19 protein-coding genes are annotated in these 21,000 nt (G+C 64.2%); 8 read left to right on the top strand and 11 right to left on the bottom strand.

What is annotated here, in order from left to right:
* Positions 1–8 precede the first annotated feature (8 nt).
* Genes aepX through BPHYT_RS29740 form a run of 3 tightly spaced genes read left to right on the top strand, consistent with a single transcriptional unit; the run spans position 9 to position 3,997 of the window.
* Positions 9–1,754, top strand: a complete 1,746-nt coding sequence (gene aepX / locus BPHYT_RS29750) for a phosphoenolpyruvate mutase (protein WP_012427840.1) — start codon at positions 9–11, stop codon at positions 1,752–1,754.
* The gene (gene aepY / locus BPHYT_RS29745; RefSeq protein WP_012427839.1) at positions 1,751–2,914 is read left to right on the top strand and encodes a phosphonopyruvate decarboxylase; all 1,164 of its coding nucleotides are present in this window, start codon (positions 1,751–1,753) and stop codon (positions 2,912–2,914) included. Before aepX ends, aepY begins: the two co-directional genes overlap by 4 nt.
* A gap of 15 nt (positions 2,915–2,929) precedes the next feature.
* Complete coding sequence (locus BPHYT_RS29740) at positions 2,930–3,997, top strand: 2-aminoethylphosphonate aminotransferase (protein ID WP_012427838.1); 1,068 nt, start codon at positions 2,930–2,932, stop codon at positions 3,995–3,997.
* A 33-nt stretch (positions 3,998–4,030) separates the two neighbouring features.
* Here BPHYT_RS29740 and BPHYT_RS38835 read toward each other — a convergent pair whose 3' ends face one another.
* The 3 genes from BPHYT_RS38835 to BPHYT_RS29730 all read right to left on the bottom strand — a co-directional run bounded on the left by BPHYT_RS38835 (position 4,031) and on the right by BPHYT_RS29730 (position 7,093).
* Positions 4,031–4,183 carry a hypothetical protein gene (locus BPHYT_RS38835; protein ID WP_165614491.1) on the bottom strand — a complete coding sequence of 51 codons (153 nt, stop codon included), beginning with the start codon at positions 4,181–4,183 and terminating at the stop codon, positions 4,031–4,033.
* Between the two features lie 100 nt (positions 4,184–4,283).
* Complete coding sequence (locus BPHYT_RS29735; RefSeq protein WP_012427836.1) at positions 4,284–4,988, bottom strand: PIG-L family deacetylase; 705 nt, start codon at positions 4,986–4,988, stop codon at positions 4,284–4,286.
* A gap of 464 nt (positions 4,989–5,452) precedes the next feature.
* Complete coding sequence (locus BPHYT_RS29730; protein ID WP_012427835.1) at positions 5,453–7,093, bottom strand: UdgX family uracil-DNA binding protein; 1,641 nt, start codon at positions 7,091–7,093, stop codon at positions 5,453–5,455.
* A 355-nt stretch (positions 7,094–7,448) separates the two neighbouring features.
* On the opposite strand from BPHYT_RS29730, the gene BPHYT_RS29725 reads away from it, so the two are divergent.
* Positions 7,449–7,997: a PaaI family thioesterase gene (locus BPHYT_RS29725; RefSeq protein WP_012427834.1), complete on the top strand. Its 549-nt coding sequence runs from the start codon at positions 7,449–7,451 to the stop codon at positions 7,995–7,997.
* A gap of 96 nt (positions 7,998–8,093) precedes the next feature.
* Here the strand turns inward: BPHYT_RS29725 and BPHYT_RS29720 are convergent, their stop codons facing one another.
* The 4 genes from BPHYT_RS29720 to BPHYT_RS29705 all read right to left on the bottom strand — a co-directional run bounded on the left by BPHYT_RS29720 (position 8,094) and on the right by BPHYT_RS29705 (position 12,764).
* Entirely contained in the window at positions 8,094–8,681 is a 588-nt protein-coding gene (locus BPHYT_RS29720; protein ID WP_012427833.1) for a nucleotidyltransferase family protein, read from the bottom strand.
* A gap of 124 nt (positions 8,682–8,805) precedes the next feature.
* Positions 8,806–11,028 (bottom strand): xanthine dehydrogenase family protein molybdopterin-binding subunit, encoded by a 2,223-nt coding sequence (locus BPHYT_RS29715; RefSeq protein ID WP_012427832.1) that lies wholly within the window; start codon positions 11,026–11,028, stop codon positions 8,806–8,808.
* A complete protein-coding gene (locus BPHYT_RS29710) occupies positions 11,025–12,026 on the bottom strand; it encodes an FAD binding domain-containing protein (RefSeq protein ID WP_012427831.1) in 1,002 nt (333 codons plus the stop codon). Before BPHYT_RS29710 ends, BPHYT_RS29715 begins: the two co-directional genes overlap by 4 nt.
* A gap of 12 nt (positions 12,027–12,038) precedes the next feature.
* Positions 12,039–12,764 (bottom strand): 2Fe-2S iron-sulfur cluster-binding protein, encoded by a 726-nt coding sequence (locus BPHYT_RS29705; RefSeq protein WP_012427830.1) that lies wholly within the window; start codon positions 12,762–12,764, stop codon positions 12,039–12,041.
* A 209-nt stretch (positions 12,765–12,973) separates the two neighbouring features.
* Between BPHYT_RS29705 and BPHYT_RS29700 the strand changes: the two genes are divergently transcribed.
* The 3 genes from BPHYT_RS29700 to BPHYT_RS29690 all read left to right on the top strand — a co-directional run bounded on the left by BPHYT_RS29700 (position 12,974) and on the right by BPHYT_RS29690 (position 16,248).
* The gene (locus BPHYT_RS29700) at positions 12,974–15,031 is read left to right on the top strand and encodes a D-(-)-3-hydroxybutyrate oligomer hydrolase (protein WP_041759740.1); all 2,058 of its coding nucleotides are present in this window, start codon (positions 12,974–12,976) and stop codon (positions 15,029–15,031) included.
* A gap of 162 nt (positions 15,032–15,193) precedes the next feature.
* Positions 15,194–15,412: a hypothetical protein gene (locus BPHYT_RS29695; RefSeq protein ID WP_012427828.1), complete on the top strand. Its 219-nt coding sequence runs from the start codon at positions 15,194–15,196 to the stop codon at positions 15,410–15,412.
* Between the two features lie 23 nt (positions 15,413–15,435).
* On the top strand, positions 15,436–16,248 hold the full coding sequence (locus BPHYT_RS29690) for an exodeoxyribonuclease III (RefSeq protein WP_012427827.1): 813 nt from the start codon (positions 15,436–15,438) through the stop codon (positions 16,246–16,248).
* A gap of 136 nt (positions 16,249–16,384) precedes the next feature.
* Here BPHYT_RS29690 and BPHYT_RS29685 read toward each other — a convergent pair whose 3' ends face one another.
* The 4 genes from BPHYT_RS29685 to motA form a co-directional block, all read right to left on the bottom strand.
* On the bottom strand, positions 16,385–16,672 hold the full coding sequence (locus BPHYT_RS29685; protein ID WP_012427826.1) for a CsbD family protein: 288 nt from the start codon (positions 16,670–16,672) through the stop codon (positions 16,385–16,387).
* Positions 16,673–16,843: 171 nt separating this feature from the next.
* Positions 16,844–17,527, bottom strand: a complete 684-nt coding sequence (locus BPHYT_RS29680; RefSeq protein WP_012427825.1) for a Pr6Pr family membrane protein — start codon at positions 17,525–17,527, stop codon at positions 16,844–16,846.
* A gap of 86 nt (positions 17,528–17,613) precedes the next feature.
* Positions 17,614–18,603, bottom strand: a complete 990-nt coding sequence (motB, locus tag BPHYT_RS29675) for a flagellar motor protein MotB (protein ID WP_012427824.1) — start codon at positions 18,601–18,603, stop codon at positions 17,614–17,616.
* 14 nt (positions 18,604–18,617) lie between these two features.
* On the bottom strand, positions 18,618–19,487 hold the full coding sequence (gene motA, locus BPHYT_RS29670) for a flagellar motor stator protein MotA (RefSeq protein WP_012427823.1): 870 nt from the start codon (positions 19,485–19,487) through the stop codon (positions 18,618–18,620).
* Between the two features lie 426 nt (positions 19,488–19,913).
* Here motA and BPHYT_RS29665 point away from each other — a divergent pair, with 426 nt between their 5' ends.
* Positions 19,914–20,927, top strand: a complete 1,014-nt coding sequence (locus BPHYT_RS29665) for a hypothetical protein (protein ID WP_012427822.1) — start codon at positions 19,914–19,916, stop codon at positions 20,925–20,927.
* Positions 20,928–21,000: the final 73 nt, after the last annotated feature.

The raw sequence follows: 21,000 nt of genomic DNA, 5'->3' as shown, positions 1-21,000 counted from the left end.
TACATAAAATGAACGCCCGCGAACCCGCTTTCGTCTCCGCTTCCCGTAGCGCGCGCCTGCGCCAGATGCTCGTCAGCAACGAACTCGAATTCATGATGGAGGCCCATAACGGCCTGTCCGCCCGCATCGTCCGCGAAGCCGGCTTCAAGGCCATCTGGGGTTCGGGCCTTGCAATCTCCGCGCAATACGGCGTGCGCGACAACAATGAAGCAAGCTGGACGCAAGTGGTCGACACGCTCGAATTCATGGCCGACGCCAGCGATCTGCCGATCCTGCTTGACGGCGATACCGGCTACGGCAACTTCAACAATGTGCGCCGCCTCGTGCGCAAACTCGAACAGCGCGGCATTGCCGGCGTGTGTATCGAAGACAAGCAGTTCCCCAAGACCAACAGCTTCATCAACGGCGAAGCGCAACCGCTCGCCGATATGGACGAGTTCTGCGGCAAGATCAAGGCCGGCAAAGACTCGCAGTCCGACGAGAACTTTTCGATCGTCGCGCGGGTTGAAGCGTTGATCGCCGGCTGGGGCATGGACGAAGCGCTGCGTCGCGCGGAAGCGTATCGCCAGGCGGGCGCGGACGCGATCCTGATTCACAGCAAGCTGTCGCGTCCCGACGAAATTCTCGAGTTCGCGCGCGAATGGGCCGGCCGCGGCCCGCTCGTGATCGTGCCGACCAAGTACTACAGCACGCCGACCGAAGTGTTCCGCGAGGCCGGCATCAGCACGGTGATCTGGGCGAACCATCTGATCCGCGCGGCGACTTCGGCGATGCAAGCCGTCGCCAAGGAAATCCACACGAGCGAAACGCTCGTCAATGTGGAAGACAGCATTGCCGCCGTCAACGAAATTTTCCGCCTGCAAGACGCCGACGAATACTCGGAAGCGGAAGACCGTTATCTGTCGAGCGGTCGTGCAGCCGGTGCCGCGGTCGTGCTCGCGGCAAGTCGCGGCAAGGGCCTCGAAGCCGTCACAGAAGACCGTCCGAAAGTGATGCTGCCGATCGCCGGCAAGCCGCTGCTGCGCTGGCTCGTCGATGCGTTCAAGAAGCAGGGCGTGAACGACATTACCGTGGTCGGCGGCTATCGCGCGGATGCGATCGACACGGCCGGCATCAAGCTCGTCGTCAACGAACAGCATGCGCAAACCGGTGAACTCGCGTCGCTCGCCTGCGCGATCGACAAGCTGGCCGGCGACACGGTGGTGTCGTATGGCGACCTGCTGTTCCGCAGCTACATCCTGCGCGATCTGGTGGAGAGCGAAGCGGCGTTCAGCGTGGTGGTCGATTCGTCGTTGACCGACGCGGAAAACGCCAGCGTGCGTGACTTCGCCTGGTGTTCGGCCGCCGACGACCGTGGTTTGTTCGGCAATAAGGTCCTGCTGCGTCATGTGTCGAGCGGGCAGGATGCATCCTCGGCAATCGCGTCGCAAACACCGCATGGCCGCTGGGTCGGTTTGCTGAACGTGCGCGGTGAAGGCCGTGGACGTTTGCAGGCTGTGATGAAGCAGTTGCAGGCGCGCGCGGATTTCGCGTCGCTCGATATGCCCGCGTTGCTGAATGCGCTGATCGAAGCAGGCGAATCGATCGAAGTGCAGTACGTGCACGGCCACTGGCGCGGCGTGAACGACCTGGAAGACTTCCGTCGCGCGGGTGACTTCGCGCATGCCCAAGCGCCGTTCGCGGCCGCTGTGGGTGCGGCGGAGAAAGGGACGGCAAACGGCGCGACGAACGCAGCCAGCGGAGCCGCGCAATGATAGAGGCAGCACAGTTCGTCGAGGCGGCGCGCGAGCGCGGCTTCGACTGGTATGCGGGCGTGCCGTGCTCGTATTTGACGCCGTTCATCAACTACGTGTTGCAGGACGAATCGCTGCATTACGTGTCGGCGGCCAATGAAGGCGACGCCGTTGCGTTGATCGCGGGCGTCACACTCGGCGCGCAAAACGGCCGGCGCGGCATCACCATGATGCAGAACTCCGGGCTCGGCAACGCCGTCAGCCCGTTAACCTCGCTCACGTGGACCTTCCGTTTGCCGCAATTGCTGATCGTCACGTGGCGCGGCCAGCCCGGCGTCGCCGACGAACCGCAGCACGCGCTGATGGGCCCGGTCACGCCCGCGATGCTCGACACCATGGAAATTCCGTGGGAAACCTTCCCGACCGAAGCCGACGCCATTGGCCCGGCGCTCGATCGCGCCATCGCGCATATGGATGAAACCGGCCGCCCGTATGCGCTCGTGATGCAGAAGGGCAGCGTGGCGCCTTACGAGCTGAAGGACAGCGGCGCCAACGAACGCCGCGCGCCCGTCGCGCCGCAATCGCAATTCACGAATGTGGCGGCGAGCGAATTGGCTTCGCGTCACGATGCGCTGAACAAGGTGATCGCGCACACGCCGCTCGAATCGACGGTGGTGCTCGCGTCGACCGGCTTTTGCGGGCGCGAACTCTACGCGATCGACGATCGTCCGAACCAGTTGTACATGGTCGGCTCGATGGGTTGCGTGACGCCGTTCGCGCTGGGTCTTGCGTTGTCGCGTCCCGACCTGCATGTGGTCGCGCTCGACGGCGACGGCGCCGCGCTGATGCGCATGGGCGCGTTCGCCACCCTCGGCGCGTACGGTCCGTCGAATCTCACGCACGTGCTGCTCGATAACGGCGCGCACGATTCGACCGGCGGTCAGGCGACGGTGTCGTCGCAGGTTTCGTTTGCGGGCGTGGCCGCGGCGTGCGGTTATGCGTCGGCGCTCGAAAGCGACGACGTGAACGCGATCGACGCCCTGTTCGAAGCGGCGCCGCTCGACGGCCCGCGCTTCCTGCGTCTGGCCATTCGGCGCGGCACGCCCGACGGGCTGCCGCGCCCCACCATCACGCCGCCCGATGTGAAGACGCGTTTGATGCGCCACATCGGCGCCGCTTAAACTCAAGGAACGCTCATGCTGCTGCTCAATCCCGGTCCGGTGACGCTCACCGAGCGCGTTCGCAACAGCCTGTTGCAGACGGATCTGTGCCACCGCGAAAGCGAGTTTTTCGATCTGCAGGAAGAGGCGCGCACGCGCCTCGTCGATCTGTACGGCCTCGACGCCGGCGAATGGCAGGCCGTGTTGATGACCGGCTCCGGCACGGCGGCTGTCGAAAGCATGACCGCCGCGCTGGTGCCGCAGAACGGCAAGCTGCTCGTGGTGGAAAACGGCGTGTACGGCGAGCGTATTTCGCAGATCGCCGCGCAGTACGGCATTGCGCATGAATCGCTGAAGCACGACTGGATGCAGGCGCCCGATCTCGCGAAGATCGCCGAACGCCTCGACGCGGACAAAGCGTTCACGCACGTCGCCGTGATTCATCACGAAACCACCACCGGCCGTCTAAATGATCTGGCGGCGCTCGGCGCATTGTGCCGCGCGCGCGGACTGCGTCTGCTGGTGGACGGCGTGAGCAGCTTCGGCGCGGAAACGATCGATTTCGCCGATACTTCGCTCGACGCGGTGGCCGCCACGGCGAACAAATGTCTGCATGGCGTGCCGGGCGCGTCGTTCGTGCTGGTGCGCCGCGCGGCGCTCGCGCAGGCGGCGAGCCGCACGTATTACCTGGATCTCGGCCGTCTCGCGAAGTTGCAGGACCAGCGCAACACGCCGTTTACGCCGTCGGTGCATGCGTATTACGCACTCGTCGAAGCACTGCGAGAACTCGCCGACGAAGGCGGCTGGCGCGCGCGTCACGCACGCTACGCGGCGCTCGCCGAACAGGCGCGGGCGGGCCTTGCCGAGCGCGGCATCGGCAGCGTGTTGGCGCCGGAAGAGTCGTCGGTGGTGTTGCGCGCGTACCGCTTGCCGCAAGGCATTGCGTATCCGCAACTGCACGACGCGCTGAAAGCGCGCGGCTTCGTCATCTATGCAGGGCAAGGCGGTTTGTCGGCCGAACTTTTCCGCATTTCGACGATGGGCAACATTCACGCCGCCGACATCGACCGTCTGTTGCAAGGCTTTACCGAACTGATGCGCTGATCCGCGCTTCCGGTGGCTGGCCGCGCAAAGCGGTCACACTGGGTCTTTATCCGGCGGCCCATCGGGGCGCTGCGGTTCCTCGGTGTGATGGCCGGGCGACGGCGGCACTAGCGGATCGGCTTCCGGGTCGCGATTCGGATCGGCGTTGGGGTCGGGAATCGGACTGGTATGCATGTCGTAGCTCATGGCAGCACCTTTGAGTGGAGAAGAGGCCGGTACGGCGACGGGGTCGAACTCACGCCGGCCGTTCTCTCCAAGCGTAGGCCTTTCCGGCACACCGCGTCTCCTACTTTTTCACGCGACGACCCACGCTGAGCTGCCAGTAACGCTCGGTCGCGAAGACGTCGTCGTAATTGCCCGCGCCGAATGCGCGCAACTGGCTCTCATAAGCATAGACCGCCTCGCGCTTGAGTTGCGCGCGGCGCTGCGCGTCGATGGTGTGGCCGGCGCTCGGACTCGCCGGCGTCGCGACGATGCCGCGCTGCGCGAGATCGGCGAGCCGCGCCTGCACCACGCCGGGCGTGCGCCGGTGAATTGCCTCCTCGTAGCCGAACCAGGTGAGATGCGATAGCCGCGGCAGGATTTCACAACAGGCTTCGAATACTCGCACGTGATCGTCGTGATGCAGGCCGAGCGGCATGAGCAACGTGTTGGCGGTGGTGCGGTAGATGGTTTCTTCAAGCGCCGCCGCCATTTTGCTGATCGAAGGCGAGTCCAGGTATTGACTGTCGCGAAACGGCATGCGCAGCGGAATCGCGTCGAGCAGTTCGAGTGCGCGGCTGTCTTCGAGCGTGCGTTCGTGCATGGCCTGATGGGCGTCCGTGAAGCCCGACTTTTTATCCCATTCGGTATGCATCGAGTGCTCGGGCGGCGCGGCGAATACCGTGCAGACCGCAGCGTCAGGATGGGCGGCGAGCAATGCGCCGCAACTGAAGACGGCGTCGTCGAAATGGGGCGAGACAATGAAAAGGCGTGGGCTGGTTTCGCTCATGGGGCGTGTGTTGGTTCGCGACGCGCGAGCCGTGGACGAAGCAGGTGGAGGCTAGAGCGTCACGCCGATGCTTGGAAAAATGCGGCGTCACATCAGCTTAGGCGGAATCGTCGCGGCTTGCGCGGCGGGTTTTTGGGGCGCAAGCCGCGTGCCTGAGGGGCTCGGCGGGTAGTGGGTCCCGTAGAGGCTCACCGTGGTGCAACGAAGGCTTCCTGAATTGGCTCACCTTTGCCGAGGCTGAAGGCACATGGTTGTCTCGGTCCCACGGTTGTGGGGCGCAAAAATGGCACCGAGTCTCACCTGCGTCGGGGCGCTCGAGCCGGCCTTAAAGCGCTTGTAATTCGGAGCGGGTCTGCTCAGGCTAAGCGCTCACGTATAAGCGATAAAACCTCATAGCCGCTCACATGTGAGCGGCTATCGGTATTTCTCGGTTAGTGAGCGTCGAGCCCTTCGGGGTAAAAAAGCTACGCCCCTTCCGCCGCCAACCCTGCCGCGTGCCTGAACGCTGCCACCATGCCCGCGACGATATCCTCGCGCAACCGTCCATCGGCCATTTTCAGCGCATACGATGGATGCCACGTCGGCACGATCAGCCGGCCGCCGTGATCGATGGTCTGCCCCAGATACTCCGACAGATTGACGTGCGCGCCCGTCAACGCCTTCAGCGCCGTTGCGCCGAGCGTGACGACCACGCGCGGCGCGACCTGCGCGAGCTCGTGGTCCAGCCAGTACTGGCAAGCCTCGACCTCGCGCCGCGCGGGTGTGCGATGGACGCGCCGCTGTTCCAGCGTTTCCCACTTGTAATGCTTGACGGCATAGGTCAGATAGAGCGCCGAGCGTTCGAGGCCGGCGCGCACGAGCACCGTGTCGAGCAGTTGACCGGCGGGGCCCGTGAAGGGCACACCGTGCTGGTTCTCATGCTCGCCGGGTTGTTCGCCGACCACCATGAGCGCGGCCCGAGCCGGACCGGCGCCCGCGACGGCCTGCTTCGCGTTGCGCCACAACGCGCAGCGTCGGCAGGTGGGCAGCGGGCCGGTGGGCTCGCGCAAGGGTGGCGTCACCGCCGAATATTCGAGCGGCGGTGTCTCAGGAATGGTGACAGTGCCACTCTGCGCGCCGAGACGGCTCCGTTCGCGCGCGAGTCGCGCGGGGAGCGGCGGACCAGCGGGGGGTGTTTTCCAGTAACGCAGCGGCATGGGCGTCGGCGCGCCATTGAATACGCTGGCGTAGTAGGCGAGCCAGAGGGCCTCGGTGGGTTCACTGGTCGTGGCTTCGCCAGCCATGGCGGCGCGGGGCAATGTCGGAGTGGTCGGCTCGCTCCGCTGGCTCGGCGGTAATGTCGGCGTGGTTGGGCCGTTCCGCTGGCTCGGCGGCAATGTCGGAGCAGTCGGCCCGTTCGGCTGGCTCTTCGGCAATGTCGGAGTAGTCGGGCCTTTCCGCTGGCCCGGCGGCAATGCTGGCGTGGCTGGCCCGTTCAACTGACCGGCCGGCAAAACGTGCGTGACGTGCCCGTTTTCTTCCGTCGCCGGCCGGCTGATTTGCAGCAGCATGCCGTTCCAGAACGCCGCGCCTTGCGGCGTCGCCAGCATCCACGTGGAATCGCCCATGCGCTCGGCAAAACGCTCGGCGGCCTGCGCCAGCAGATCATGATGCGGCTCGTACCAGCCGACGAATTCCGGCGCTCCCATGGACGGATCGCGTCGCCTGAACAGGGTGAGCGCCACCAGATCACTGATTTCATGCTCGACCGACTGAATGCGCTGATCGAGCAACGCGCCGTCCACGTCTTGCAGATCGAGGACGTGGCGTTCGCCGTGTGTCCAACGCCACAGGATGCGATAGAGCAGCGGCCAACGGTCCGGCGCGTAATAGCAGGCCGCCGTTTTCAGCCAGGCGAGCAGCTCACGAGGAATCGCGGGCGTGGGAGTTGCCTGAGCGGTGGCGGAACCTTGTTGAGCGCTTGCGTTGCCGCTATCCGAGCCGGCCGAATCGCACGGATCGCATTCAACCCACTCGATCCGCTCCGGCTCGACGCCTTGCCGCAGAAGTTCCCGCGCCGCATGGCGCCAGGCGGCAAAAGACGGTTCGATAGCAATGCGTTTCATGCGGACGCGCCGCGGCTCTGCGTAGCTGAACGCATCAAACCGTGCGGACTGAGATGCTGTATGGATATACAGTATGCGCCTGAATGCCAGCTCAGATCAAGCGTGTCACTGCAGGAAACGGAATCCGCGACCGTAGCGCGCTTCTATCGAGACTGAGTTACGGCCAATGGCGCTTCATGATCGAACCAAGCCCGATAGCGGCCATTGGCCGATCGACTTTCTGCAAACCAAACCTTCCAACATTCGCCAAAGCGGCGCCCACAGCCTTACGCCCGATAAAGCAAGCAGCAGCCGTCGCCGATTGATGATGTAATTGGCGCCCTCACTCTCTTTTCATTCACCGGGGACACCTGCATTGGCTAACAAAGAACAAACCCTTGAACGCTGGATTGCAGAAGAACGGGACGTGCTTGTCAAAATCAATGCTGGGCCGGGACCTGGTCTGGCGAGTCCGGAGCAGATCGCGGGCAAGTCGGGACTGGAAATATTGCAAGCGATTGTCGCGGGCGAATTGCCCTACGCCGCGATCGCAAAGACGCTCGACTTCACCCTCATGGAAGTCGCTGCGGGACGCGCGGTGTTCCAGGGCACGCCACTCGCCCAGCATCTGAATCCGTTGGGCACGATTCACGGCGGCTGGATGGCGACGCTGCTCGACTCTGCGCTTGGCTGCTCCGTGCACACGATGATGCCGCCTGGGCGCGGCTATACGACCGCCGAACTGAGCGTGAACTACGTGAAAGCGGTGACACCGCGCCTGCAGCGTGTCCGCGCCGAGGGCAAAGTCATCCACTGCGGCCGTCAACTGGCGACCGCGGAAGCGCGTCTGGTCGGCCCCGACGGCACGCTTTACGCCCATGCCACGACAACCTGCCTTGTGTTCGAGCTACCACCTAACCGATAGGCCGAGATTTCACGCGGCCCGCTACCCGCCGGATAGTCGGCCGCATAGCTCACTTCATCACCACGCTGTACTTCGACCTTCGCGCAATCGACCGGCCTACAGCTTGCGCAAATCCTCAGGCGTATCGACGTCGCGCAAAATCCCCGGATCGTCGACGTCGAGCCGCGTCACCTGCTGCGACATGAACAAGGATTTAGCGCCCGTATCGCCGTCGAGCGCCAGCAGCGCGTCGCGGTGCTCGATGCCGAAGCCCACCGGATGCCCGCGCTGTCCCTGGTAAAACGGCGCGACCAGCGAAGCGCCACCGTCCAGTGCGCGCGCCACGCCTTCGATCGTGGTCGTGGCGATGCGCGGCATGTCGGCGAGCGCGACGATCCAGCCCTCGGCCTCCGCGCTGGCCTCGACGCCGGCGGCGAGGCTCGCACCCATGCCGCGTTCGGCGTCCGCCGCGAACACCACGTCGCAGCCGGCGTCGTTAAGCAGTCGCGCGAGCGCGTCCGAACCCGGCCGCACCACGGCGACAACCCGCGTCACGACCCGCAGCAGCCGATGCGCGGCTTCATGCGCCACCGGCGTGCCGTCGGGCATCCGTGCCAGCAGTTTATTGTGCAGGCCGTCCGGATCGAAGCGCGACCCGAACCCGGCGGCAAGCAACACGCCAGTGGCAAGCGAGGCGTAGGCCATGGGCGGGCACCGGTAGAAGGGATGAGGTCGATTGTGCGATGCAACGCGGCCACAGGCAAGCGCCAATATTAATGCACCGCGCTTGCCGCCTCGATTCGCGCGGCGGCCCGCAAAAGCGCCTCCATCAAACCTGCATCGCGCCCATTACTTTATCGAGCGTGACGGGCAAATCGCGCACGCGCACGCCGGTGGCGTGATAGACAGCGTTGGCGATCGCCGCCGGCACGCCGGTAATGCCGATTTCGCCGATACCTCGCACCCCGAGCGAGTTGATATACGGATCCGGCCGGTCGATAAAGGTAATGTCGAGCGAGCCGATATCGGCATTCACCGGCACGTGATACTCGGCGAGATTCGCGTTGGTGAAGCGGCCATAGCGCGTATCGAGCGAGGTCTCTTCCTGTAGTGCCGCCCCGATGCCCCACACGATGCCGCCCATCAACTGGCTGCGCGCCGTCTTCTGGTTGAGCACGCGCCCCACGTCGTACACGCCGACCACGCGCGCCACGCGAATCGTGCCGAGATCGGCATCGACATGCACCTCCGCGAACACCGCGCCGAACGAGTGAAACGAGTACTTCTGCTTTTCGTCGCCGGGCTTGACGGTTGCACTCGCCTCGATCGGCTTGCCGCCCGAGCGCGCGATGATCGCCGCCGCCGGATCGCGCTTGCCCGGTTCCGAGCGGCTCATCACCCAGCCGTTTTCCACGGTGATGTCGTCGAGCGCGATGCCGTGCACGGGCGATGCCTGATCGGCGAGTGCCAGCGCGATCAACTGGCTGCGCGCCTGGCTCGCCGCGTCGCGCACGGCCGGCGAGACGCTCGCCGCCGATTGCGATCCGCCCGACACGGGCGCTCTGGGCAGCGATGAATCGCCGAGCGCGAAGTGAATGTTTTCGGGCGCGAAGCCGAGCGCGTCGGCGGCCACCTGGGTCATGACGGTGTAAGTGCCGGTGCCGATATCCTGCGTGCCGGACGCGACCATCGCGGTGCCGTCCGGCAAGATTCGCGCAATCGCGCTGGCTTCGCTGCGATTGGCCGGATAGGTCGCGGTCGCCATGCCCATGCCGATCAGCGTGCCGCCCTCACGCATCGAACGAGGCGCGGGCGTGCGCCGCGACCAGCCGAATTTCTCGGCGCCGATCTGATAACACTCGCGCAGGGACTTGCCCGACCACGGCTTGTTTTCCTGTGGATCGGCCTCGGCGTAATTCCTGATGCGCAGCGCGAGCGGGTCCATCTTCAAGGCCGCGGCAAGTTCGTCCATGGCCGATTCGAGCGCGAACGAGCCGGTCGTTTCGCCCGGCGCGCGCATGAAGGTGGGCGTGCCGAGGTTGAGCGGCACGATGCGGTGCGTGGTCACCTGGTTCGGCACCGCGTACAGCATGCGCGTGACCATGCAGCACGTCTCCGTCCAATCTTCGATCACCGAGCTGTTCGAGACGCTGTCGTGGCGCATCGCGGTCAGCGTACCGTCGTGGCGGGCGGCAAGCACGAAGTGCTGTTCGGTGCGCGGCCGCGCGCCGACCGGCCCGAACATCTGCGGCCGTTCGAGGACGAGCCGCACGGGGCGGCCGGTTTGCTTCGCCGCCATCGCGCACAACGACACATGCGACCACGACGAGCCCTTGCAACCGAAACCGCCGCCCACGAACGGCGAAATCACCCGCACGTCCGACGGTGACATGCCGAACGTCTTCGCGATAGCCTGTGCCGCGCTGCTGACGCCTTGCGTCGAATCGTAGAGCGTGAGTTGCGGACCGTCCCAGCGCGCCATCGTCGCGTGCGGCTCCATCGGATTGTGATGTTCGATCGGCGTGGTGTACGTCGCGTCCACGTGCACCGCGCCGCTGTGCAAGCCGTCGTCGAAGCTGCCGCGTTGCGTGTCGGTCTGCCGGCCTTGCGGTCTGTCAGGCGCATGCGCGTTCGGCTTGGCTCGCGTGAAGTCCACGGTCGCGGCGCCGCTCTGATACGTGATGCGCAATTGACGCGCGGCGTCGGTGGCGTGTTCGAGCGTGTCGGCCACCACCACGGCGACCGGTTCGTTGCTGTAGTGAATCCGGTTATCTTGCAGCAGCGACAGGCGGCGTCCGGCCGGCGGCGCCAACGCGGGCTTGCCGCCGTTCGGCAGACGCGGCGCGTTCTGATACGTCATCACGAGCAGCACGCCAGGCAGCGACTGCGAGCGGCTCGCATCGATCGAGGCGATGGTGCCGCTCGCAATCGTGCTGGTGACGAGCACCGCATGCGCGAGACGCGCTTCGGGAAATTCGGCGGCGTAGCGGGCTTCGCCGGTGACTTTGAGCAGACCGTCGGTGCGGTCCACGGGTTGACCGATCAGATTCATGCGACACCTCCCGCGCGGCCAGCGGCCTGGTTGACGGCGCGCACGATCGCGCGTTGCGCGAGCTGCACCTTGAAACGATTGTCGTGTTGCGGCCGCGCTTCGCGTAATGCCGCCGCGGCGGCATTGTTCAGTGTCGCTTGCGTGAGCGGCTGACCGTTGAGCATCTGTTCCGCGACGCTCGCGCGCCACGGTTTATGCGCGACGCCGCCCAACGCGATGCGCGCGGTCTTCACGCGGCCGCCGTCCATCTGCAAGGCGGCGGCAACCGAGACCAGCGCGAATGCGTAACTGGCGCGGTCACGCACTTTCAGATAATGGGAGTTCGCGCTGAAGAGCGGCGGCGGCAGATCGACGGCGGTGATCAGTTCGCCGGGTTGCAGAGTGGTATCGACATCGGGCCGGTCGCCGGGAAGCCGGTGAAAGTCGGCGAACGCAATGGTCCGCTCGCCGGCGGGGCCGCTTACGCGCACCACGGCATCGAGTGCGGCAAGCGCCACGCTCATATCCGACGGATTCACGGCGATGCATTGCGGACTCGCGCCGAGAATCGCATGCGTGCGATTGTGGCCGTCAAGCGCAGCGCAACCGCTGCCCGGCATGCGCTTGTTGCACTGCGTAAAGGCGGTGTCGTAGAAATAGCCGCAACGCGTGCGTTGCAGCAGATTGCCGCCGACCGTCGCCATATTGCGCAGTTGCGACGACGCGCCCGCCAGAAATGCTTGCGAGAGCAACGGGTATTGCTCGCGCACCAGTGCGTGGTTGGCCGCATCGCTATTGCGCACCAGTGCGCCGAGCCGGATGCCGCCATCAGGCAACGTCGTGACCATATCGAGTCCGCTGATGTGCGTGATATCGATCAGCCGCATCGGCCGCGCTACGCCGCCCTTCATCAGATCGAGCAGATTGGTGCCGCCGCCGATGAACACCGCCCCCGGCTGCTGCGCCGCTCGCACTGCGCCGGCGACATCGCCGGCGCGTTCATAAGAAATCGCATCCATGCGTTCGCTCCGTCAGGCGTTGGGGTTGTCGTTGCCGCTGACTGGTCCGCCGCCTTCGTGCACCGCGCGTACAGCGGCCACGATATTCGCGTAGGCGCCGCAGCGGCAAATGTTGCCGCTCATGCGCTCGCGGATTTCTTCGTCGGAAAGTTGGGCGGGGCGAATGCGGACATCGGCCGTGACGGTGCTGGCGGTGCCGTTGCGGAATTCGTTCAGAAGGGCAGTCGCGGAGCACAACTGCCCGGGCGTACAGTAACCGCATTGAAAGGCATCGTGTTCGATGAAGGCGCGCTGTATCGGACTCAATACGCCGTTGGCGGCAAGCCCTTCGACCGTCGTGATGTTCTCGCCTTCATGCATCACGGCGAGCGTCAGGCATGAGTTGATGCGGCGGCCGTCGGCGAGCACCGTGCATGCGCCGCATTGACCGCGATCGCAGCCTTTCTTCGTGCCCATCAGGCCCGCGTATTCCCTTAATGCATCGAGCAAGGTCACGCGCGGTTCGAGTTGCAGCGTGTATGCGCGGCCATTCACGGTCAGCGTGACCGGACGCGGCGGCACGGCTTGCTGAACCTGAGCCGGCGGCGCGGTTGGGGTTTGGGTTTGCGCGCGCAGATGCGGTGCCGCCCCGACCGTGGCGGCAGCGGCAGCAGATTGAAGAAAGCGGCGGCGTGAAGGTTTGGTTGGGATGGCGGCTGGGACGTCGCCCGGATCCTGACTTTCGTTATGCGAGGACATGACGTTCTATTGACTCCATTGAAAGGTCAATGCAGGCTAGCGATGCGTCGGTATCCGAAGCGTCGCGATCCATTGGACAGCACGCAGCAATTTGGGTGCCGTTGCATTCACAACGGTATTAGCAAATATCGGAGACGAAAAACGTGAAGTCCACTCTCAGAGTCGAGCCCGCGCAACAACCAGTGCCGGTGGTGCGAACCCTGGCGATCATGTTGGCCATGTCAGTCGTACTGGCTGCCTGCCACGGCGGCAATGACGATAATTCGCCGCCGCAAGCGAACACGCTACCGGGTTTCATTACCGCCTCCTCGGTAAAAATGCAGGCCTACGACGACAATACCGACGACTTGCTTACCGCGGGCCTCGGCAAAACCGGCCTCGGGTCGGCCACGGCGCCGGCCATTGCCAACGCCGCGCAACCTACCGCCGCCGAACTGCGCCGACTCGCCATCTGGTCGAACTATCGCGCGCTCGTCGACATGACGGCGAACGGCGGCTATGGACGCTTCTGGGGGCCGAACGTCGATCTGAACGGCAACGACACGCTCGGCGAAGGCAAGATCGCCGGCAAGGAATATCTGGCTTACGCCGACGACGGCAGCGGCACGCAGAACGTCACCATGCTGGTGCAGATACCGGCCAGCTTCAATCCGGATCAGCCGTGCATTGTCACGGCGACGTCATCCGGTTCGCGCGGCGTGTACGGCGCGATTTCGGCGGCCGGCGAGTGGGGGCTCAAGCGCGGTTGCGCGGTGGCGTACACCGACAAAGGCAGTGGCAACGGCGCGCATGAACTGTCGACCAATCGGGTCACGCTGATCGACGGCACCTTGCAGGATGCCGCCGCCGCGGGCAAGGCCAGCCTCTTCACGGCCAACCTGGCCAACACCGATCTCGCGACTTACAACAGCCAGTTTCCGAATCGCTACGCGTTCAAGCATGCACACTCGCAGCAGAATCCCGAGAAGGATTGGGGCAACGATACGTTGGAGGCGATCCAGTTCGCGTATTGGGCGCTCAACGATTCGTATGGCGCGCTCAACGGTTCGACCCGCACGGTGCGTTACGCGGGCGGCAGCATCACCACGATCGCGGCATCGGTGAGTAATGGCGGCGGCGCGTCGCTCGCGGCGGCGGAACAGGACACGTCCGGTTGGATCACCGCGGTCGTCGTCGGCGAGCCGCAGATCAATTTGCGTTTGCCCGCGCAGGTGTCGGTGGCTCAGGGCGGCGTGCCCGTCGGTGCATTCGGCAAGCCGCTCGCCGACTACATGACGCTCGCCAACCAGCTGCAACCGTGCGCGGCGCTCGCGCCCGCCGCGGCCGGCGCGCCATATCTGACGGCACTGCCACTCGCCACGACCACGGCGATTCGCACCGCACGGTGCGCGTCGCTGGCAAGCGCTGGCGTGATCGCGGGCGGGAACGTGACGACCCAGGCGATCAACGCGCTCGCGCTGCTGCATCAGAACGGCTACCAGACCGACTCCGATCTGCTGCAAGCGCCGATGTGGGACTCGCAAGCGGTGCCGGCCGTTGCCGTGACTTACGCGAACGCGTATGCGAAGGCGAGCGTTACCGCCAACCTTTGCGACTTCAGCTTCGGCACGACGAGCGCAACCGGAACAGCGGGCGTCACACCGGCCGTGTCGCCGATGCTCACGGTGTTCGGCAATGGCAACGGGGTGCCGCCGACCAACGGCATCAACCTCGTCTTCAACTCGGGCGGCGGAGCGGCGGACCACCGGCTGGCGACCCCCGACGGCAGTTACGCGGGCGCCTCCTGCCTGCGTACGCTGTGGACGAACGGCGCGCTGACCAACAGCGTCGAGGCCATTCGCGTGAACGCGAATCTGCATGGCAAGCCGGCGATTATCGTGCAGGGCCGCGCCGATGCGCTGGTACCGATCAACCATGCATCGCGGCCGTATCTCGGCCTGAATCAGCTGAGTGAAGGTGGCGCGAGCAAGCTGTCGTTCTACGAAGTGACGAACGCCCAGCATTTCGATGCGTTCCTCGGCGTGGCGGGCTTCGATACGCGCTTCGTGCCGCTGCATTACTACAATATCCAGGCGCTCAATCTGATGTGGAGTCATCTGAAGAGCGGTACGCCGCTGCCGCCGTCGCAGGTGATTCACACGGTGCCGCGTGGCGGCACGGCCGGCGCCGCGCCCGCGCTGACCACCGCCAATCTGCCCGCGATCGCGGCAAGTCCGGGCATCAACGCGATCACCGTGACCAACGGCGCCGTGAACGTGCCGAACTAAGTCGCGCGGACTGCACGCGCCGCGCTTACAACGGCGGCCTTCACGCACATCACGCACGCCAGCCGGCGTGCGTGATGGCCACCGTGCAGTGAGCGCAGTCGTCCGGGTATAAGCGATGCTACCGCTGTTGTGTTGAAGTGAAGCGCGTTCAAAGGAGAGCGAATGCAGTTCGACTACCGGCATTTTCATATCGATTGCCGCGCCCGCCATGACGATGACGGCCTCTACTACGCGAGAGCGAAGATCACTCGCGTGCCGCGCAAAAACGAGCACGTGCAGTCGCACGATTCCGGCGACATCGACGCCTTTTCCGACCAGGCCGATGCGATTGCATGCGCGAAGTCCTGGGCGATGGAGTGGTGCGACGCGGCGGCGCAATAGCACGCACTGCAGGAGAACATGCCGTGGCCAGGCTTCGAATCGCGACCTTCAACATCAACGGAATCCGCTCGCGCCTGCCGGCGCTGCTGCAATGGCTCGAACGCGAAGCGCCCGACATCGTCTGTTTGCAGGAACTCAAGGCGGTGGACAGCGCGTTTCCGGTCGAGCAACTGCGCGACGCGGGCTATGGCGCGATCTGGCAAGGGCAGAGTGCATGGAACGGCGTGGCGATCCTGTCGAAGGGCGAAGCACCGCTGGAGAGCCGCCGTGGCCTGCCCGGTTTCGAGGACGACACGCACAGCCGCTACATCGAAGCAGCGGTCGGCGGCGTGCTGGTGGCGTGCCTTTATCTGCCTAACGGCAATCCGCAACCGGGCCCCAAGTTCGACTACAAACTGGCGTGGTTCGACCATTTCATCGAGCACGCGGCGAAGCTATACAAGAGCGCTCATCCGGTCGTGCTGGCCGGCGACTTCAACGTGGTGCCGACCGACGAAGACATCTACAACCCGCGCTCGTGGCTAAAGGATGCGCTGTTGCAACCGGAGAGCCGCGAGCGCTACCAGCGGCTGCTCGCGCAAGGCTGGACCGACGCGCTGCGAACGCATTTCGGCGACGAACGCGTCTACACCTTCTGGGACTATTTCCGCCGGCATTGGGAGACGAACTCAGGCTTGCGCATCGACCATCTGCTGCTGAGCGCCGACCTCGCGCCGCGCTTGCGCGATGCGGGCGTCGACCGCTGGGTGCGGGGCGAGCCGCATGCGAGCGATCATGCGCCGACGTGGGTCGAGTTGGAGATGGGCGCGACGCGCCGCAAGAAAAGCGGCGCATGAGGGGATGGATAAGCGGATGGATAAGCGATAGCGCGCAAACGGGGGTGCATAAACGCTGGCGCAAAAACGGTGGCGCAAAAACGCGAAACGGGCGATCGCCTGAAGCAGATCGCCCGGTGCTCAACCGCGTCGAAAATTAACGGCGATAGTCGCGTCCCGCCGCGCCGTGCGCCCACAGCGCGCCAGCCACGAAACCGGCGAGCGCGACCACCGCGATCGCGGTGAACGGGCTTTCCGCCGTGGTCTCACGCACGAGACTCGTCGTGCTCGCGGCCAGTTGCTGCGCTTTGCCGCTGAGCTCTTTTGCCTTGCCGGCGATTTGCGTGCCGGTGTCGCCCAGCACGTCGCCGACGGCGCCCTGAACCTTGCCCGCGACTTCCTTGACCGCGCCTTCCGCCGTGTTAGCTGCCGAATTGGTGTCCATACGTTTTTGCTCCCATTGTCAAATTTACGTGTGAGCCATTGCGATCGCAACGCTGCCACACCAAGGTATCGCGCACGCCGCGCTGAAAAGCGCGACTTACGTCCACCAGACTGCGCGCAAGAAGCGCGCCCGAGGGACCGGGAAAAACAGGGACGCCAGGCCGGCGTTGCTTCAGTGCCGCCGCCGGGAATTGATCCCCACGAATAGGGCCATCAACATAAGGAAGCCGCCGAACAGCAGCGCGGAATTCACCATGGCGTGCGTGAAGCCGAGCCTTTCGACATTGATGAACGGATAGGGATAGAAATCCGACAAACGCCCGCGCCAGAACGTCACGCCAAGGTAGGTCAGCGGATACACCAGCCACCACAGACAATGCCGCAGCTTGAGATGAAAGCGCGGCACAAACAGCACCCAGTAGAGCGCGGAGAGCATGGGCAAGACACTGTGGAGCGATTCGTTGAGCAGCATCCGGAACGCCGTGGGCGTCCAGTAACCTCGCAACAGCAGGTTATAGGCGATCCCCACGAACGCCATGTACACCACCACGGCGGTCACGACGGTAGGCTGCCGGAAAAAGCGCGCGGGCGTCGATCTGTGTCTGCGCAAGGCCACGCAGGTGAAACAGATCGCGCAGGCGAGCGCCGTGAGATTGGTGAGGTAACTGCTCATGCGGGCGAGGCCGTCGAGCACGCTGAGCCCGCGGGCGAGCGTGCGATCGATCGTCACCTCGGCTTGCGCGACGATCGAAATCCACGCAATGACCGCGATGATCGCGGCGAGTGTCACCGACGATACACTGGGCGTATGCAGCGGAAGTTCGGGCTCCCGTTGCTCGGAAAGGGCAGGGCGCATGGGTTCGATTTTATACACGCAGGTGCCTTGCAATGTGCGTTATCGAGCGCACCCGCCAAATCTATCGAACACGCGGCCGAAAAATGCTACGGCGTGCTATGCGAACCGGTCACCGGCTGCAAGCGCCCGATCACGGTGGGAATGGCCGAACTTGCCGGCGTGGCTTCGTCGATCGCAGTGCGTCCGCCATCGTGAAAGAAGGCGAGTTCCGCGGCCTTGTTCAATACGAGAATGCTGATGCGCCGATTGGTCGGCTCGTCGGCGACTTGGCTGTTCAGCGGCAATACGTCGGCCAGTCCACGCACCTGTAGCAGTTTTTCGCCATGCATGCCGCCCGCGACCAGCGAGCGGCGCGCGGCGTTCGCGCGTTCCGACGACAGTTCCCAGTTCGAATAACCTTCCGGGCCCGCGGTGTACGGCACGGCATCCGTATGGCCGGCAATCGAAACGCGGTTGTCGACATCGTTCAGGGCCGCGCCGATCTGCGTGAGGATCGTCACCGCATACGGCTGAAGCTTCGAACTGCCGGAAGGGAACATCGGCCGGTTTTGCGAATCGACGATCTCGATACGCAGCCCTTCGTTCGTGATCGAGATGCGGATCTGATCCTTGAACGCCTTCAATATGGGGCTTTGCTCGATCAAGGCGGTGAGCTTCGCCTTCAGTTGTTCGAGACGCGTGGCATCGGACGGCGCCACCGACGGTGTGGTCACGGCGGGCGGTGTCGGTTCGCTCTGGCTTTTCTTGCCGACCGCGGGCCGCGTATCGGAGATGTCGCGTCCGCCGCCTTGCACCACGCTCGGACGCGCGGCGGTCGTGCCTTCGTTGCCGCCGAGCAGGCTCGACAGCGGCGTGTTGAAATAATCTTCGATACCCTGCTTGTCGAACTTCGACGTGGAGCCGAGCAGCCACATCAGCAGGAAGAACGCCATCATCGCGGTGACGAAATCGGCGTAGGCGATCTTCCATGCGCCGCCGTGATGGGCGCCGTGGTCGCCGCCTTTTCTCGACCGGCGCACGATCACCGGCGCGGGTGCCTGCTCCTCCCGCGAGGCGCGCGATCTTCTTTCGCTCATCATGGCGCTCCGCGTCAGGCCGACTTCGGCATCTTGGTGGCGCGCACAGCGTCGTCGAGTTCCTGGAAGCTCGGACGGTCGGCGGTGAACAGTACCTTGCGGCCGAACTCGACAGCGATCGGCGGCGCATAGCCGGAGAGCGACGCGAGCAGCACCGCTTTCACGCACTGGTACGGCTTGGCCTCGGCGCGGCCCTTCGCATTGAGCAGGTCGGCGACCGGGCCGATGAAGCCATACGCGAGCAGAATGCCGAGGAACGTGCCCACCAGCGCGCCGGCGATCATCTCGCCGAGCACGGCGGGCGGTGCGCCGACCGAACCCATGGTATGCACGACGCCCATGACCGCGGCGACAATACCGAAGGCTGGCAGGCCGTCGGCCATTTTCTGAATCGCATTGGCCGCGACCGACGCTTCCGCGTGATGCGTGGCCAGCTCCTCATCCATCAGGTCCTGCACTTCGAGTACGTTCACATTGCCGCCGGACATCATGCGCAAATAGTCGACGATGAAGTCGAGCAGATGATGATCCTCCAGCACGTGCGAATACTTCTGGAAGATCACGCTTTCTTCCGGCGCGCCGACGTCGGCTTCGAGCGACATCATGCCTTCCTTGCGCGCCTTCTGAAGCAGTTCATAAAGCAGCGCGATCAGCTCCAGGTATTTTTCCTTGGTGTAGCCGCCGCCTTTAAAGCATGACGGAATCGCCTTGATGGTTTTCTTCAGCGTGGAAGTCGGATTACTCACGACGAATGCGCCGATTGCCGCACCAAAAATACAGAGTAGTTCGAACGGCTGAAGGAGCGCCGGCAGATGCCCACCCACGCCGACAAAACTACCGATCACGGAACCGATCACCAGAAGCCACCCGATTGCAACAAACATGCTCTCTCCGATTATCTTGCGCGGCGCACGGTCGATCAGAACAGGCCCTGTTTCAAGGGCTTTTCTGGTGCGTCACAAAATTCTTTGCATGTATGGGTAAACGGCTGAAATCGCTGTTGCTGAAGTGCCAGCCCGGATGAAACGCCAAAAAATTCACTAATCGGTTAGTTTTTGAATTGGTGCCGGTAAATTTGCCCGCGTTTCACGATTCGTTGCAATTGCAACTTGTATTCACGGAGCGCGTAAAAACCTGAGCCAATACGCCGCTGACGCAAAACCGATGCGTAACCTTTTTACCGATTCGGTCTGCTAGCATGACGGACAGACTGGACCGGCGGCATCCCGTGTGACGCCTTGCCGCGTCACGAATCTCCGTCGATCATGAACACTGGCAGCGCTAGCGACTCAACCGGAGAAGAATCCCGCATGCGGACTCTGATATCTGCTGCCCGACGCCGTCTGGTGCCCAAGGCGGCAGCCTGCGTTACGGGACTCGGCCTGCTGTTCATTTCCACCCTCGGTCACGCTCAGGAATTTTCGCTATTCGGCGGCGCCTCGCGCGCGAGCAGTATTAACACCTATACGTGGGCCTTCAACTATCAGGAAGGCCTCGGGCAATATTTCGCCGCGAGCTTCACGTGGCTCAACGAAGGGCACATTCCCGATCATCATCGCGACGGCCAGATGGTCCAGTTGTGGGCGCGCATTCCCGTCGGCAGCCCGCAGTTCGTCGTGCAAGCAGGCGTCGGCCCATATCGCTACTTCGATACGACCACCTCGGAGCAAGGCGGCAGTTATTCCGACACCCACGGCTGGGGCGTGGTGTACAGCGTGCGCGGGGCGTACTACGCATCGAACCGGTGGATCACGCAGCTTCAGTTGAATCGCGTGCACGTTCAGCGCGGGCCGGATGCGACCAGCGTGATGTTCGGCGTCGGCTACCAGCTCGACTTGCCCGGTTCGCCGGGCCCGCGCGATTGGGCGAGCGGCAGTGCCCATAAGGTCACCAATAACGAAGTGGCGGTGTATCTGGGCAAGACCATCGTTAACTCGACCAGTTCGCCGAGTGCGCTCGGCGGCGCAGTCGAGTACCGGCGAGGCCTTGCAAAGTATCTCGACGTGACGATCGGCTATCTTCACGAAGGCAGCAGCAAGGTGGCGCGCCGCGACGGTTTCACGAGCCAGTTGTGGGCTACCCGCGCGTTCCTAAACGACAAGGTCGCGCTGGCGCTCGGCGTGGGTGCCTACTATGCGATCAACGAGAACGAAAACAGTGCGACGCCGGGGCCGGGCGCCGGCAAGTTCTCCGGCCTCGTCACGATTGCGGGCTCCTATCGGCTGACCGGGCACTGGAACGCGCGGCTCGCATGGAACCGCGTCGTGACCCGTTATGATCGTGACTCGGATGTGATTTTCGGCGGCGTGGGCTATCGGTGGTGAGGGCTCATGCGTCGGTTGCCGGATGTCGTAGTGCCAGAACAAGCAGTTTCTCGAACCGCTATTCAAGATCTGG

The sequence above is a fragment of the Paraburkholderia phytofirmans PsJN genome (genome assembly GCF_000020125.1).
Taxonomy (GTDB): Bacteria; Pseudomonadota; Gammaproteobacteria; order Burkholderiales; family Burkholderiaceae; genus Paraburkholderia; species Paraburkholderia phytofirmans.
The sequence above is the reverse complement of the archived record's forward strand: the minus strand, read 5'-3'. Positions and strand labels throughout refer to the sequence as shown.

Bases quoted from the DNA above. Each gene is read 5' to 3' on its own strand.
- aepX (WP_012427840.1), top strand. From the start codon at position 9: ATGAACGCCCGCGAACCCGCTTTCGTCTCCGCTTCCCGTAGCGCGCGC.
- aepY (WP_012427839.1), top strand. From the start codon at position 1,751: ATGATAGAGGCAGCACAGTTCGTCGAGGCGGCGCGCGAGCGCGGCTTC.
- BPHYT_RS29740 (WP_012427838.1), top strand. From the start codon at position 2,930: ATGCTGCTGCTCAATCCCGGTCCGGTGACGCTCACCGAGCGCGTTCGC.
- BPHYT_RS38835 (WP_165614491.1), bottom strand. From the start codon at position 4,183: ATGAGCTACGACATGCATACCAGTCCGATTCCCGACCCCAACGCCGAT.
- BPHYT_RS29735 (WP_012427836.1), bottom strand. From the start codon at position 4,988: ATGAGCGAAACCAGCCCACGCCTTTTCATTGTCTCGCCCCATTTCGAC.
- BPHYT_RS29730 (WP_012427835.1), bottom strand. From the start codon at position 7,093: ATGAAACGCATTGCTATCGAACCGTCTTTTGCCGCCTGGCGCCATGCG.
- BPHYT_RS29720 (WP_012427833.1), bottom strand. From the start codon at position 8,681: ATGGCCTACGCCTCGCTTGCCACTGGCGTGTTGCTTGCCGCCGGGTTC.
- BPHYT_RS29715 (WP_012427832.1), bottom strand. From the start codon at position 11,028: ATGAATCTGATCGGTCAACCCGTGGACCGCACCGACGGTCTGCTCAAA.
- BPHYT_RS29710 (WP_012427831.1), bottom strand. From the start codon at position 12,026: ATGGATGCGATTTCTTATGAACGCGCCGGCGATGTCGCCGGCGCAGTG.
- BPHYT_RS29705 (WP_012427830.1), bottom strand. From the start codon at position 12,764: ATGTCCTCGCATAACGAAAGTCAGGATCCGGGCGACGTCCCAGCCGCC.
- BPHYT_RS29700 (WP_041759740.1), top strand. From the start codon at position 12,974: ATGTTGGCCATGTCAGTCGTACTGGCTGCCTGCCACGGCGGCAATGAC.
- BPHYT_RS29695 (WP_012427828.1), top strand. From the start codon at position 15,194: ATGCAGTTCGACTACCGGCATTTTCATATCGATTGCCGCGCCCGCCAT.
- BPHYT_RS29685 (WP_012427826.1), bottom strand. From the start codon at position 16,672: ATGGACACCAATTCGGCAGCTAACACGGCGGAAGGCGCGGTCAAGGAA.
- BPHYT_RS29680 (WP_012427825.1), bottom strand. From the start codon at position 17,527: ATGCGCCCTGCCCTTTCCGAGCAACGGGAGCCCGAACTTCCGCTGCAT.
- motB (WP_012427824.1), bottom strand. From the start codon at position 18,603: ATGAGCGAAAGAAGATCGCGCGCCTCGCGGGAGGAGCAGGCACCCGCG.
- motA (WP_012427823.1), bottom strand. From the start codon at position 19,487: ATGTTTGTTGCAATCGGGTGGCTTCTGGTGATCGGTTCCGTGATCGGT.
- BPHYT_RS29665 (WP_012427822.1), top strand. From the start codon at position 19,914: ATGCGGACTCTGATATCTGCTGCCCGACGCCGTCTGGTGCCCAAGGCG.